The sequence below is a fragment of the Nakamurella sp. GG22 genome, from assembly GCF_052976845.2.
This window is the reverse complement of the sequence record NZ_JBRIIO020000001.1, coordinates 22,945-36,557: the sequence shown is the minus strand read 5'-3', so window position 1 is coordinate 36,557 and position 13,613 is coordinate 22,945. Positions and strand designations below refer to the sequence as shown.

The following is a 13,613-nucleotide window of genomic DNA, read 5'->3' as shown; positions in this document are numbered from 1 at the left end:
GGCGCGGCCGCTACCGGGCGATCGGGTCCGCAGTCGGTGTGACGGCGTGCCCACCCCGGTGACCGTCCCGGCGGAGGTCCGAGCCGACCACGTCGGCAACGTGCCGCAGAGCCGGTACGGCGCAGCTCTCCCGCACGGTGCGGAACAGGTCCCAGGCCTCAGCCGCCGGCCAGTCCGCGGGCAACAGCGAAGCGGGCAGGCCGGGGTCGATCCGCGGAAAGAGCCGCCATTGATCGATGATCCGCAGGTACTCGACGAACGCATCGGCGTCGCTGCGTCGGCGTTCGGTCCGGCTGCCGCGGTGCGCCCGGAGGAACTCGTCGTACTGCCCGCGGAGCGCTTCGAGGTCCCACCACCCGGCGATGTCCCTTGCGGTCGGGTCCTGTGCCGCCAGCCGATGTGCGGCGAACCAGGTGACGTATCCGTCGAGTTCGGCTGTCGTCAGCAGGTCGCGCGCCGGTTCGGCGAGCGGGCGCGGGGCGATCCACACTCCGGGGCCGACCGTGCCGAAGCCCAGCCAGGACAGTTCGGTGCGCAGGCGGTGCCGCAGGTGCCGGTCCGACTCGGGCACGGAGAAGATCGCCAGCACCCAGCCGTCCTGCTCCGTTGCGGCGGGCGAGCGGAAGATCCGCCGGTCCCCGGTGGCGAGATCGTGCAGCCCGGCCGGTGTGAGGCGGTAGCCGGCGTCGGGGCCGCGGCGGTCCGCGGCGAGGAAACCTCGGGACTTGAGCCGGACCAGTGCCTGCCGCACGGACGGCTCCGCGACGCCCACCTCGTTCAGGCAACTGATCAGGTCGGCCACCGCGATCCAGCCGCCGATGTCCCGGAGGAACGCTCCGGCGAAGGACACGATGAGCGATCCCGGTGAGCCCGCTCGATCGGGCGGCAGCACGGCCGAGCCGGTCGGCCTGGGCATCAGGCGGTCAGCGTGCGGATCGCGGCCATCGCGTCCCAGACCTCCGCGAACTGCAGCGGCAGCGGTGACAGTCCGATCCGAATCGTGTGCGGTGCCCGGAAATCCACCAGCACGCCGGCGCCGATCAACCGGGCGCAGACGTCTCTGGCGTCGGGCCTGTTGATGCTGACGTGGGCGCCGCGCCGGGCGCTGTCCCGCGGTGATCCGACCGAGAAACCCAGCGGTACCAGCCATTCGTCGGCGAGCGCCACCGTCATCTCGGTCAGCGCGACGGCCTTCGTCCGAATTGCGTCGATACCGGCCTCGGCGATGACCGCCGCTCCTTCGCGGACGGCGAGGATGCCCGGGATCGGCGGGGTGCCCGAGAGCATCGACCTGATGCCCGCCGCGGGCAGGTATCCCTGCTCCATCTCGAAGGAATCGCGGCGGCCCAGCCATCCCCAGATGGGCTGGTCGATGTCGTCGTGGTGACGGGCATTGACGTAACTGAAGGCCGGTGCACCGGGGCCCGCTCCGACGAACTTGTAGGTGCAGCCGACCGCGAAGTCCACATCCCAGGCGTCAAGGGCGATCTCGGCGGATCCGACGGAATGGCACAGGTCCCAGACCACCACCGCCCCTGCCGCGTGGGCGATCTCGGTGATCCGTCCGACGTCCGCGAGATAGCCTGACTGATAGGCGATGTGGCTCAATGTCACGACGGCGGTGCGGTCATCCACCGCCGCGGCCACGTCGTCCGCGGTCACCCCGCTCGACGGTCCCGCCTGCAGCCAGACGAGCTCCAGATCGAGGTCGCGGGCCAGCGATTCGGCGGCGTACCGGTTGGTGGGGAAGTTGTCCCGATCCAGCACGATCCGGCGCCGATCGGGCCGCAGGTTCAGTGCCGCTCGCATCGCCTTATAGAAGTTGACGGTGGTGGAGTCGGCGATCACGGTCTGGCCGGCGGCGGCGCCGAGGGCAGCAGCGGCCAGTTCGTCGCCGACGACCTGCGGCAGTTCCATCCAACCCTCGGACCAGCCGCGGATCAGCCGGCCGGCCCATTGGTCGGCGGCGAACCGGGCCCACGCTTCCGGGATGCTCGCCAGGGGGCGGCCGAGCGAGTTGCCGTCGAGATAGGCCACCACGTCATCGGTCTGCGGTACGAAGCGCTGCCGGAATTCGCGCAACGGGTCGGACCGGTCCAGTGCGACGGCATCCTCGCGGGACAGGTTCGTCCGGGTGAGCGGGTACTGCACGGTCATGTGCTGAGTGCCTTTCGATCGTTGCCGGAGCGCCGCGACGCGGAGGGTGTTCAGCTGTTCCCGATTTCGGTACGGACAGCGAACAGTTCGGGAAAGAATGTCAGGGACAGGGCCCGGGTCAGGAATGCGACCCCTGACGAGCCGCCGGTGCCCTTCTTGTAACCGATGATCCGCTCGACCGTCTTCAGATGCCGGAATCGCCAGGTCTGGAACGTGTCCTCGATGTCGACGAGTTCCTCGCAGGTCTCGTAGACGTCCCACTGATGTTCCGGGTCGTTGTAGACGTCGGCGAACACGTGCACCAGATCGGTGTTCAATTCGTGCGGTCGCGCGTAATCCCGGTGCAGGAGTGCGTCGGGAATCGGATAACCGCGCCGGGCCAGGTAGGACAGGAACACGTCGTACAGGCTCGGGCTGTGCAGGTCGGATTCGAGTTGGCGCTGGACGATCGGGTCGTGTGCGAAAACGGCCACCATCGCGGGGTTCTTGTTACCGAGCAGGAATTCCAGCGTGCGGTACTGCGCCGACTGGAAACCGGAGGACTTGCCCAGGCGATGCCGGAACTGCGAGTACTCGGTGGGCGTCAGAGTGGCGAGCACGGACCATTGATCGGTCATCTGCCGTTGGACGTGCTTGACCCTGGCGAGTCGCTTGAGCGCCGGCCCGAGTTGGTCGTCGGCGATCAGTGCCATGGCCGAGCGGATCTCGTGGATGACCAGCTTCATCCACAGCTCGGTGGTGTGGTGCACCACGATGAACAGCATCTCGTCGTGATGATCCGACAGCGGCTGCTGGGCACCGAGCAGTTCGTCCAGGTGCAGGTAGCTGCCGTAGTTCAATCCGCGCAGGTCGCGTTCGATGCCGTCCTCGAGCGGTCGGATGTTCTGTTCGGTCATGCCCACCTCCCGCGGGTTCGGCAACACTGTAGTGCGATGACGTGACGGTCGTCAAGAGTCCGCAATACGAGCGAGCACGATCAACGGGTCAGTTCAGTGATCCGGTCCGCCGCAGCGGGACACTGTTCCATCAGCGCGTCCCGGCCACCCGGTTCGAACAGCGACCAGTCGAATGCCGGCGTCACGACCGTCGAGACCAGGCTCCATGACCCCGCGGCCGACGATCCCTGCCACCAGTTCGCCGGCACCAGGAGCTGCGGTGTGCCCCCGGCCGCCGGATCGCCCCCGACGCTCACCCGGCGGTGCGCGCCGTCGGGATCGATCAGCAGCATGTCCAGCGGCGAACCGGCGTGGTGGAAATACATCTCGTCGGCGGCGAGCCGGTGCATCGCGGAGAAGTCGCCGTCGGTGAGCAGGAACAGGATGGCGGACATGCCTTCCCCGAGGTAGGTCCGCCGGAAGAGGCCGCCCTCGAGCGGTAGCCGGGCCAGGTCCAGCGCGGCCGCCACCGCCCGACCGTCGGACACCTCAGCCGGCCAGCACCGGAACGGCAGCCAGTGCGGTACTGAGATCCTGGTCCGACAGGCCGGAATCCACCATGCGGCCGCCGAGATAGGCGTCATAGGCGGCAACATCCAGCAGGCCGTGTCCGCACAGCGCGGTCACGATCACCTTCTCCTCGCCGGACTCCTTGCAGGCGAGTGCCTCCGCCATCGTCGCGGCCAGCGCGTGGGTCGGTTCCGGGGCCGGCACGATGCCCTCGGTGCGAGCGAAGGTGATCGCCGCCGCGAAACACTCGGTCTGCTCGATCGCGATGGCTTCCATCAGCCCGAGCTCGTAGATGTGCGAGATCAGCGGTGCCATGCCGTGGTAGCGAAGGCCGCCCGCGTGGATGGGGTCGGGTACGAAATCGTGTCCCAGGGTGTGCATCTTCATCAGCGGGGTGAAGCCGGCGGTGTCGCCGAAGTCGTAGCGGTATTCGCCGCGGGTGAGCGACGGGCAGGATGCCGGTTCCACGGCGCGGATCACCGGGCTCTGCCGGCCGGCCATCTTCTCGCGCAGGAACGGGAATGCCAGACCCCCGAAGTTGGAGCCGCCGCCGGTACAGCCGACCACGAGGTCCGCGCCCGTCTCGCCGGCCATCGCCAACTGCAGCAGGGCTTCCTCGCCGATGACCGTCTGGTGCAGCAGCACATGATTGAGCACCGAGCCCAGTGCGTAATTGGTGTCGGCAGCCTGAGCCGCCACCTCAACGGCCTCGGAAATGGCAATGCCCAGTGAACCGGTGTGGTCGGCGGCGAACGACCGTCCGGCCGAGGTGAGCTGAGAGGGCGACCGATGGACCGTTCCGCCGAACGTCTCGATCAAGGTCCGGCGGTGCGGCTTCGCGTCGTAGGAGGCGCCGACCTGCCACACCTCGCACTCCATGCCGAACAGTGCGCAGGCGAAGGCGAGTGCGGTGCCCCACTGGCCCGCTCCCGTCTCTGTCGTGAGCTTCCGAATTCCGGCCTTGAAGTTGTAGTACGCCTGCGGGACGGCGGTATTCGGCTTGTGGGATCCGGCGGGGGAGACGCCCTCGTACTTGTAATAGATCCGGGCGGGCGTGCCGAGCGCCTGCTCCAGGCGGTGCGCCCGGTAGAGCGGCGACGGCCGCCACAGCCGGTAGATGTCCTGCACCTCTTCCGGGATGGGGATGTACCGCTCGGTCGAGACCTCTTGCAGGATCAGGTCCATCGGGAACAGCGGCGCGAGATCGGCCGGGCCGACGGGCTCGTGCGTGCCCGGGTGCAGGGGAGGCGGTGGAGCAGCGGGAAGGTCGGGCACGATGTTGTACCAGTTCGTCGGCAGCTGTGATTCATCGAGCAGGTACTTGTGCTGCCGGACGCCCATGGGAACCGCCTCGCATGAAGGGCCGCCGCCGGCCCGAGGTGCTGAGGCTAACCCAGCCACGCCCGACGCGCGGGTGCAATCCGATCACCGGGAACCCAAAGGCGTCCCCTGCGGCGATTTCTCCCGATCAGGATCGCGAATGATACGAACGGAGGCGTGTCGCGGAAGGGCCATCCACGTTGCGTGACCAGCGACTCGCACAATGCGCCGTCCTTCACCCGTGCGCCAACCCAATGAGATCGGGCCATCACCGAAACGGCAACCATCAAGGGGGTGCTCAGGGTCCTCCGGGTGAATCCCGGCAAGGTCTGGGAGAGAGGGCTTATGGTCCTGACTGTCACAGTGCTGTATCGGCCGGGTCACGTTCGATACCTGGCCACCCCGCCGAATGGGCCGCCGCGCGGCGAATTTCGGCACGTGAACAAACCCACGACAAACGTCGGGAATGGATACCACAGTGCGCTTTTTCGATGCCGATGCAGTGCGTGCCGAGAGGTCGACCGGGACGGTCACCCGATCAGCGCTGACTGCGCTGGCCCTTGCGGTCGGCCTTGTCCTGGCACTGTCATTCATCCCGGGTGGCAACGTTGCCGCCGCCGACCCGTCGGCGAGTGATTGGCAGCGCCTGAGGGTCTGTGAGTCGGGCGACAACTACACGATCAACACCGGCAACGGCTACTACGGCGCCTACCAGTTCGACCTCGGAACCTGGAGAAGTGTGGGTGGCACGGGATATCCGCACCAGGCCAGTAAGGCGACGCAGGACGCGCTCGCGCTGGAATTGTGGCGGCAGCGCGGTTGGTCACCGTGGGCGTGCGCGGCGATCGTCGGTCTGACGGGCGGGACCGCAGCGCTGAAGGGGACCTTCGACAGTGCCGTGCCGTCGACGGTCGCGGCCCGGGTGGTCGGCTGGGCTTATGACACCGCGGCACCCAGCGTGTCCATCGGCATTCGCATCTCGGTGAACGGGGCCAGCAGCAAGTACACCGCCAATCGCAGTCGGTCAGATATCAACCGGATCTTCGGTATCAGCGGCGCGCACGGTTTCGTGGTCAGCGTGCCGCTCGCTCAGGGCCGGTCGAACGAGATCTGTGTCTGGGCAATCGGTACCAAGGGCAACGAACGCAGCATGGGCTGCCGCTCGGTCCGTCCCGTCCCGGCCGCGCCGCGCGGCTCCATCGACTCGATGGTGTCGACAGAAGGGGTCGTGTCGGTCAAGGGCTGGTCCTACGACCCGAACGTGCCGGGCACCTCGAACCGGGTGCACATCTACGTCAACAGCACGGGGTACAGCCGGCTGGCCAACAAGAGCCGATCCGACGTCAACCGCATCTTCGGGATCACCGGAAGCCACGGGCTTTCCGAGACCGTTCCGCTCCGACTCGGGTCGAACCAGGTGTGCGCGTACGGCATCGACCTGACCGGGGATGGCAACCCCAAGCTGCGGTGCGCGACGGTGATGACCCGCTATCCACCGATCGGCTCGTTCGACAAGTTGACCGCGTCCGGGCTGACCGGCTCCGTCGGTGGTTGGGTGCTCGATCCCAACTCCTCGAGCACGTCGATCCGGGTGCACGTCTACGTCAACGGCCGGGGTTACTCCCTCACGGCGGATCGCCTGCGCGCCGACGTCAATCGCGTGCACGCGGTGTCCGGGAGTCACGGTTTCCTGAAGCAGGTTCCGCTCCTGGCAGGGGCGAACAAGGTCTGCGTCTACGCGATCGGGGTGACGGCGGGCAACAACACCCTGGTGTCCTGCCGCACCGTGAATGCGGTCGCGCCGACCCTGCAGCGACTGGCCGCCGCTGCACCACCGGAAGATCCTTCGACGGTGGTCCCGTCGGCAACGTCCGCCGCCTCTGCATCGACATCTGCGTCGGCCGATCCTGCAACCACTGCAGCACCGCCGTCCAGCGCAGCAGCGACCACCGCAGCAGCGACTTCGGCTGCACCGACATCTTCTGCGCCGGAGTCCGGCACCACCACGGAGCCGGCACCGACCACCGCAGCACCGACCACGTCCACCAGCACCACCGGGTCGGCGTCCGTCGAGAGTGTGCCGACCACAACGGTTCCCGGATCCTTCGGCGCGTCGACCGGGACCAGCGGCAGCGTTTCGATGACCACCGGTGCGCCGCCGTCGACCGTGCAGACCACGCCGGTCGCGCCGCCGGTGGCGAAGGGGGCGCTGGAGGCACTCCAGATGAACGGCAGGATCGGGACCCTGACCGGGTGGATTGCCGATGCGGCTGCAACACCCCGCGGCTCGTGGGTGCGGATCACCGTGAACGGCGTGACGCACGACGTGCTGGCTGCGACGGCACGGCCCGATCTGCCGGACGCCGGGGGCAGTGTCCCGCTGGGGTTCACCGACGCGATCACCTTCGCGCCCGGCTCGAACGAAGTGTGCCTGTACGAAATCGACAAAGCCGGTGGGCTTTCCACCGCCCCGATCGCTTGCAGAACGGAGGTCGTCAGGTGATTCGCCAGGGGGGCAGTAGCGGGATCCGGGGTCTGAGTCCGGCACGTCGTCGGGTCGGGCGTCGCAGCCCGGCAGGGCGCAGAGCTGGTGCGGGAGCATTGGTCGTCGTCATTGCCGCGGCGTTGCTGTCCGTCGTTGTCGGGCCGGCCTCGGCGGGCACCAGCGGGCCGGGCTCCGGTGCGGCGATCCCGTCCGGGTTGACCGGTCTGGGCGGCAGCGCGGTCGGCTACGTGCCGTCCGGTTTGACGACCAACCGGAGCTGGACGCCGCAGACGAAGTCGATCCCCGACTTCAGTTTCCAGGGCGGCGGCGCCGCGCTGATCACGGCGCGCACGGATGTCGGTCTGCGGGCGGCGTTGTCGACCGGTCTGCTGCCGCTGGCCCGGGTGCGCTGCTGGGATGAACACGCCTGGAACCCGACCTCCGACCATCCGCTGGGCAAGGCCTGCGACCTCATGCAGAACTACACGACCAGCACCGGCCGGGCGGTCGGCTGGCAGTTGGCCAACTGGCTGGTGGCGAACCAGGCGAAGCTCGGCATCAACTACGTGATCTGGCAGAACCAGATCTGGAACGCGGGGCGACCCGCTGCCTGGGGTCCGTACTACTCGACCGTGTACGGCTGTCCCGACCCGACCAACATCACCGGCTGCCACATGGATCACATCCACGTCAGCTTCTACTGACCTGCGCGCCGGCCCGCCGGCGCGCCGCCGGTGGGTCGGCGAGCCGTGACGATGCGGCCCTCACCAGGACCGCCGCCCACGTCCGGTACGGCCGCCAAGCCTCGGCGATCTCGAGGAACTGATCGCGGGTGCACGGCTCCGGGAACCGGTACAGCTGGGTGACCAAGTCCCGGAGCAGCGGTTCGTCGGCCGGTGCGACGTCGGTGAACCCGACCGCCCGGATGGTGATCAGCGAGGCGTAGAACGGGCCGATGCCCTTGATTCGCTGCATGTCGTCGTTGGTCGCCTCCGGGCCGATGTGCCGCAGCCGTGCGGTGTCGAGCGTCCCGCTCATCGCCTTGCGAGCGATCCCGTGCAACCGCTCGAGCTTCTCGCCGGTGAGGCCGGGGAATTCCGCCACCTGAAGCAGTTTCGCGGGCGTCGGAACCGCGGCGAGGCGTTGTCCGGCCAGCATGACCACGGCGCCGTGTTGCTCGGAGAGCCGCCGCCGGACTTCGGCCATCTGCGCGGCAGGCCGGCGGGCACTGATCACGGACCAGACCGCCGCCTCGTACGGCGAGTAGAACAGCGGCGGCAGAAGCCCTGGCGCCAATTCCTGGAGCTGCCCGATCACCGGATCCCGGCGGCCGACGTCGGCGAAACCCGCAGCGTCGTGGTCGAGTGACAGCACCCTGGCGACCTGGTCGCGGACCGCCGGGACGTCCACCCGGCCGCCGTCCGCCGCGGCGGAATGAGCCACGCCGTGCACACCGGCGCTGTCCTGACGCAGTTCCACGCCGACCTGCGTCCGGTACCCGTCCAGGCAGAAAGCCATCCGCATGACGCCGTCGAAACGGTCGGCCGCCCGCCCGCCGAATCCGAACTCGGCGGACTCCCGCAGGCTGTACGCACCGCTCGGGACGATCGTGAAAGTGTTCATGTCGGCATCATGGCCCCGACCACCGACAGTGCCATTTGGGGGCCATTACGGGACGAACCGGGCACTGGTTCAACGACTCCCTAAACCTAGCGACACAGAAATGCCCGGAACCGGTTGAACCGATTCCGGGCATCTCCGCTGTCGCATGCGATGCGGTGCGCCAGCCGTCAGGCTGCGCTCACCACGGGCGCCGCGTCGACCGCCATTGCCGCCGGCTCCAGCGCCTGCGCCAGGATCTGTGCGACATCGCTGACCGGGTGCACCGTCAGGGCCTCGAGGACCTCCGCCGGCACGTCGTCCAGGTCCGGCTCGTTGCGGGCCGGGATGAAGACCGTCGTCACGCCTGCACGCTGGGCGGCCAGCAGCTTCTGCTTGACTCCGCCGATCGGCAGCACCCGGCCGTTCAGCGTGACCTCACCGGTCATCGCGACGTCCGAGCGGACGGGCCGACCGGTCGCCAGTGACACCAGTGCGGTCACCATCGTCACGCCCGCCGACGGCCCGTCCTTGGGGACGGCACCGGCCGGAACGTGCAGGTGGATGCGGCGATCCAGTGCGGTGCGGTCGATCTCGAGCTCCTCGGCGTGGGACCGGATGTAGGACAGCGCGATCTGCGCCGACTCCTTCATCACGTCACCGAGCTGTCCGGTCAACGTCAGACTGCCCTGACCGGACTCGGCCGTCGGCACACCGTTGGCCTCGATGAACAACACGTCGCCGCCCATCCCGGTCACCGCGAGACCCGTGGCCACACCCGGGACCGCGGTGCGCTCTGCCGTCTCGGAGGTGAACCGCGGACGGCCGATCAGCTCTCGCAGGTCCGGCTCGTCGACCACGATCGGCGCCTGCGCGCCGGTCGAGAGCTTCGTGGCGACCTTGCGGAACACCTTGGCCAGCAACCGCTCCAGCTGCCGCACACCCGCCTCGCGGGTGTAATCGGCGGCCATCTTGCGCAGCGCGGCGTCGGTCAGTTCGACCTCGTCCGGGTTCAGCGCGGCGCGCTCGACCTGCCGGGGGAGCAGGTGGGTGCGGGCGATCGCGACCTTGTCCTCCTCGGTGTACCCGTCCATCGTGATCAGTTCCATCCGGTCGAGCAGCGCGGACGGGATGGTGTCCAGGACGTTGGCCGTCGCCAGGAACAGCACGTCGGACAGGTCGAGGTCGATGTCGAGATAGTGATCCCGGAAGGTGTGGTTCTGCGCCGGGTCCAGGACCTCGAGCAGGGCAGCCGCCGGGTCGCCCCGGTAGTCGGCGCCGACCTTGTCGATCTCGTCGAGCAGCATGACGGGGTTCATCGAACCGGCCTCGGTGACAGCACGGACGATCCGTCCGGGCAGTGCGCCGACGTAGGTCCTGCGGTGACCGCGGATCTCCGCCTCGTCCCGGACGCCGCCGAGCGCGACACGGACGAACTTCCGTCCCAATGCGCGTGCCACCGACTCGCCGAGCGAGGTCTTGCCGACACCGGGCGGCCCGACCAGCACCATCACGGCACCGGAACCGCGGCCGCCGACCACCTGCAGGCCGCGCTGCGCGCGCCGGCTGCGGACAGCCAGGTATTCGACGATGCGGTCCTTCACGTCATCCAGACCGTGATGGTCGGCGTCCAGCACCTCGCGCGCGGCGGTGACATCGGTGTTGTCGTCGGTCTTCTCCTGCCACGGGATCTCGAGCACCGTGTCGAGCCAGGTGCGGATCCAGCCGGATTCCGGGCTCTGGTCGCTGGCCCGCTCGAGCCGGCCGACCTCGCGCAGCGCGGCCTCGCGGACCTTCTCGGGCAGATCGGCCTGCTCGACGCGGGTGCGGAAGTCTGCCGGAAAATCACCAGTACCGTCGGCCGTCACTTCCCCGAGCTCCTTGCGGATGGCGGCCAGTTGCTGGCGCAGCAGGAACTCGCGCTGGCTCTTCTCCATGCCTTCGCGGACGTCCTTGCCGATCTTCTCGCTGACGTCCATCTCCGCCAGGTGATCACGTGTCCACTTGATCAGCAGCTCCAGACGCTTGGTGACGTCGGGGGTCTCGAGGACCTCGCGCTTCTGCTCGTTGGTCAGGTACGGCGCCCAGCCGGCCGAATCGGCCAGCACCGACGGGTCCGTCATCTTCTCGACGGTGTCGATGACCTGCCAGGCGTCGCGCTTCTGCAGGTTGGCAATGACCAGTGATTTGTACTCTGCGGCAAGCTCTTTCTCCCGGTCGGTGACGGGCGCGTCGTCGACCAGTTCGGCTTGCACCCAGAGCGCGGCACCTGGGCCGCTGACCCCGGTGCCGATGCGTGCGCGCCGACCGGCACGCAGCACCGCGGCGGGTGCGCCGCCGGCCAGTCGGCCGACCTGCTCGATGGTGGCGACGACGCCGTAGGCGGAATAACGATCCTGCAGCCGGGGGGCGAGCAGCAGCTCACCGATGCCATCGGCGGCATCGGCAGCGTCGCCCGGGTGCGCGGACTTGGCTGCGTCGACGGCGGCCTGTGCGGGCTCGTCGAGCTCGATCGGAACGACCATCCCGGGCAGGACGACAACGTCGGTGAGCGAGAGCACCGGCAACCGGCGGATATCTGACATGTGGTTCACCCTTCAAGTTGAGCGTGTCTGACTCAATGCGCACGGGCGGGTGTTTGTTCCGTGAACGCTCATGGCTTCGCTGACGGCGAACGGGAGCGACCGATGCGACAGGGAATCGGTCGACGACGACCGGGGTGGCTCGATACCGGTGGCCCGCGACCATGGTCAACTCGGCTTCGCGCCCGCAGAATCAATCCCGAGCGGGAGTAACTTTCGAGTTCGCGCTGTTGCCCCGACCAGTCGACAAGGATGGCGGTGCGCGGGTGTCACGTGCAGGCAGCGACAAGGTGAGGTCGGGTGACGACGAGCCGCTCGTCTACGGGACGGCCCGGGCCAAGTGGGTGCTCACCGCGACGGTGCTCGGCAGCGGGCTCGCCCAGCTCGACGGGACCGTGGTCAACGTCGCCCTGCCGCGGATCGGCGAAGATCTGGGCGGTGGCCTGACGAGCCTGCAGTGGACCCTTAACGCCTACACGCTGACGCTGTCCGGACTGTTGCTGCTCGGCGGGTCGCTGGGCGACAGGATGGGCCGCCGGCGGGTTTTCGTCATCGGCGTGCTGTGGTTCACCGCGGCGTCGGTCGGCTGCGCGCTCGCTCCCGGCACCGAGGTGCTCATCGCCATGCGGGCCCTGCAGGGCGCCGGCGCGGCGCTGCTGATGCCGGGATCGCTGGCGATCCTGCAGGCCTCTTTCCGCAAGGAGGACCGATCGACCGCGGTCGGCGCCTGGTCCGGACTCGGTGGGGTGGCGACGGCCTTCGGGCCCATCCTCGGCGGCGTCCTGGTCGGGGTCGCACCCTGGGGGTGGCGGTTGGTCTTCCTGATCAACCTGCCGATCGCCGCGGTGGTGATCATCGTCAGCAACCGGTACATCCCCGAATCAAGGGATGAGATGGCGACCGGCAAGCTCGACGTCTCCGGTGCCATCCTCGCGTCGTTCGGCCTCGGCGCGCTCGTGTACGGACTGACCGAAGGACCGGGCAGCGAGTGGGCTCCGATCGACATCATGATCACCGCGGCCGGTGTGGTCGTGCTGATCGCATTCGTGGTGCTCGAGGGGCGGAAAGCGGACCCCCTGCTGCCGCTCGGGCTGTTCCGCTCCAAACAGTTCACGTCCGCCAACATCGTCACCTTCACGGTCTATGCGGCGCTGGCCGGCACGCTGTTCCTGCTGCCCGTGCAGTTGCAGTTGGTGGCCGGCTTCAGCCCGGTGCAGGCGGGCGCCGCAACCCTGCCGATCACCGTGATGATGCTGCTGCTGTCCGCGCGGATGGGCCGGCTCTCCGCAAGGATCGGTCCGCGCCTGCCGATGACCATCGGGCCGATCATCGCCGGGCTCGCGATGGTGTGGCTCACCAGGGTCGGACCCGGATCGACCTACGTCGGCGACGTCATCGGACCGATGCTGCTGTTCGGCTTCGGCCTGTCTTTCACCGTGGCGCCGCTGACCTCGACGGTGCTGGCCGCCGCGCCGGACCATCAGGCCGGGATCGCCTCGGCCATCAACAACGACGTCGCCCGGGTCGCCGGGCTGCTCGCGGTGGCCGTGCTGCCCGCGCTCGCCGGGATCACCCCGGAGGCATACACGGATCCCGCGCTGCTGTCGGCGGGCTTCCAACGTGCCGCGCTGATCACCGGGATCCTTTGCGCCGCAGGCGGTCTGCTCGCGTTCCTGACGATCAGGACCCCACCGCCGCCGGCACCGGAACCCGGTGGCGCGGTCCCGTCGGCGGTCGACCCGTCGTTCGAGTGTGCGGCCTGCCCGGTGCTCGCCCCGCACGTCCAGCCCCGCTGAGCGCCGCCCGTGCCTGCTGAGCCCCGCACCCATCCCTGCTGAACCCCGCACCCATCCCCGCCGAGCCCCGCACCCATCCCTGCTGAACCCGCGACCCCCACCGACTGTTGATCATGACGAAACTCGCGCACTCTTGCCTCGACACGCCGTCAACAGCGAGACTTTCGCCATGATCAACGCGCGGTGGACGCGGGCGTGCCCGGCGTGCGGTCAACCGAGCGCCCAACCG

Annotated in this window: 10 protein-coding genes; 3 read left to right on the top strand and 7 right to left on the bottom strand. The window is 68.6% G+C overall.

Going from position 1 to position 13,613, the window contains the following annotated elements; genetic code table 11:
- Positions 1-10: 10 nt before the first annotated feature.
- The 5 genes from ACVBEQ_RS00175 to ACVBEQ_RS00155 all read right to left on the bottom strand — a co-directional run bounded on the left by ACVBEQ_RS00175 (position 11) and on the right by ACVBEQ_RS00155 (position 4,943).
- Positions 11-916, bottom strand: coding sequence for a PaaX family transcriptional regulator (locus tag ACVBEQ_RS00175; protein WP_447151396.1), 906 nt, complete (start codon positions 914-916; stop codon positions 11-13).
- Positions 916-2,157, bottom strand: coding sequence for a kynureninase (locus tag ACVBEQ_RS00170; protein WP_447151395.1), 1,242 nt, complete (start codon positions 2,155-2,157; stop codon positions 916-918). Before ACVBEQ_RS00170 ends, ACVBEQ_RS00175 begins: the two co-directional genes overlap by 1 nt.
- A gap of 50 nt (positions 2,158-2,207) precedes the next feature.
- A complete protein-coding gene (kynA, locus tag ACVBEQ_RS00165) occupies positions 2,208-3,053 on the bottom strand; it encodes a tryptophan 2,3-dioxygenase (RefSeq protein WP_447151394.1) in 846 nt (281 codons plus the stop codon).
- A gap of 80 nt (positions 3,054-3,133) precedes the next feature.
- On the bottom strand, positions 3,134-3,562 hold the full coding sequence (locus ACVBEQ_RS00160) for a cupin domain-containing protein (protein WP_447151393.1): 429 nt from the start codon (positions 3,560-3,562) through the stop codon (positions 3,134-3,136).
- Positions 3,563-3,581: 19 nt separating this feature from the next.
- Positions 3,582-4,943, bottom strand: coding sequence for a TrpB-like pyridoxal phosphate-dependent enzyme (locus tag ACVBEQ_RS00155; protein WP_447151392.1), 1,362 nt, complete (start codon positions 4,941-4,943; stop codon positions 3,582-3,584).
- A gap of 457 nt (positions 4,944-5,400) precedes the next feature.
- Here ACVBEQ_RS00155 and ACVBEQ_RS00150 point away from each other — a divergent pair, with 457 nt between their 5' ends.
- Together ACVBEQ_RS00150 and ACVBEQ_RS00145 are read left to right on the top strand one after the other, a co-directional pair.
- Positions 5,401-7,425, top strand: coding sequence for a transglycosylase family protein (locus ACVBEQ_RS00150; protein ID WP_447151391.1), 2,025 nt, complete (start codon positions 5,401-5,403; stop codon positions 7,423-7,425).
- 98 nt (positions 7,426-7,523) lie between these two features.
- Complete coding sequence (locus tag ACVBEQ_RS00145) at positions 7,524-8,111, top strand: VldE C-terminal domain-containing protein (RefSeq protein ID WP_447151390.1); 588 nt, start codon at positions 7,524-7,526, stop codon at positions 8,109-8,111.
- Here the strand turns inward: ACVBEQ_RS00145 and ACVBEQ_RS00140 are convergent.
- Entirely contained in the window at positions 8,098-9,030 is a 933-nt protein-coding gene (locus tag ACVBEQ_RS00140) for a DNA-3-methyladenine glycosylase family protein (RefSeq protein WP_447151389.1), read from the bottom strand. The genes ACVBEQ_RS00145 and ACVBEQ_RS00140 overlap by 14 nt on opposite strands.
- Positions 9,031-9,197: 167 nt before the next feature.
- On the bottom strand, positions 9,198-11,591 hold the full coding sequence (gene lon, locus ACVBEQ_RS00135; protein WP_447151388.1) for an endopeptidase La: 2,394 nt from the start codon (positions 11,589-11,591) through the stop codon (positions 9,198-9,200).
- 263 nt (positions 11,592-11,854) lie between these two features.
- Between lon and ACVBEQ_RS00130 the strand changes: the two genes are divergently transcribed.
- Positions 11,855-13,384, top strand: coding sequence for an MFS transporter (locus ACVBEQ_RS00130; RefSeq protein ID WP_447151387.1), 1,530 nt, complete (start codon positions 11,855-11,857; stop codon positions 13,382-13,384).
- The last annotated feature ends 229 nt before the right edge of the window (positions 13,385-13,613 follow it).

Excerpts from the sequence above, each read along its gene's own strand:
- ACVBEQ_RS00175 (WP_447151396.1), bottom strand. The coding sequence starts at position 916 with ATGCCCAGGCCGACCGGCTCGGCCGTGCTGCCGCCCGATCGAGCGGGC.
- ACVBEQ_RS00170 (WP_447151395.1), bottom strand. The coding sequence starts at position 2,157 with ATGACCGTGCAGTACCCGCTCACCCGGACGAACCTGTCCCGCGAGGAT.
- kynA (WP_447151394.1), bottom strand. The coding sequence starts at position 3,053 with ATGACCGAACAGAACATCCGACCGCTCGAGGACGGCATCGAACGCGAC.
- ACVBEQ_RS00155 (WP_447151392.1), bottom strand. The coding sequence starts at position 4,943 with ATGGGCGTCCGGCAGCACAAGTACCTGCTCGATGAATCACAGCTGCCG.
- ACVBEQ_RS00140 (WP_447151389.1), bottom strand. The coding sequence starts at position 9,030 with ATGAACACTTTCACGATCGTCCCGAGCGGTGCGTACAGCCTGCGGGAG.
- lon (WP_447151388.1), bottom strand. The coding sequence starts at position 11,591 with ATGTCAGATATCCGCCGGTTGCCGGTGCTCTCGCTCACCGACGTTGTC.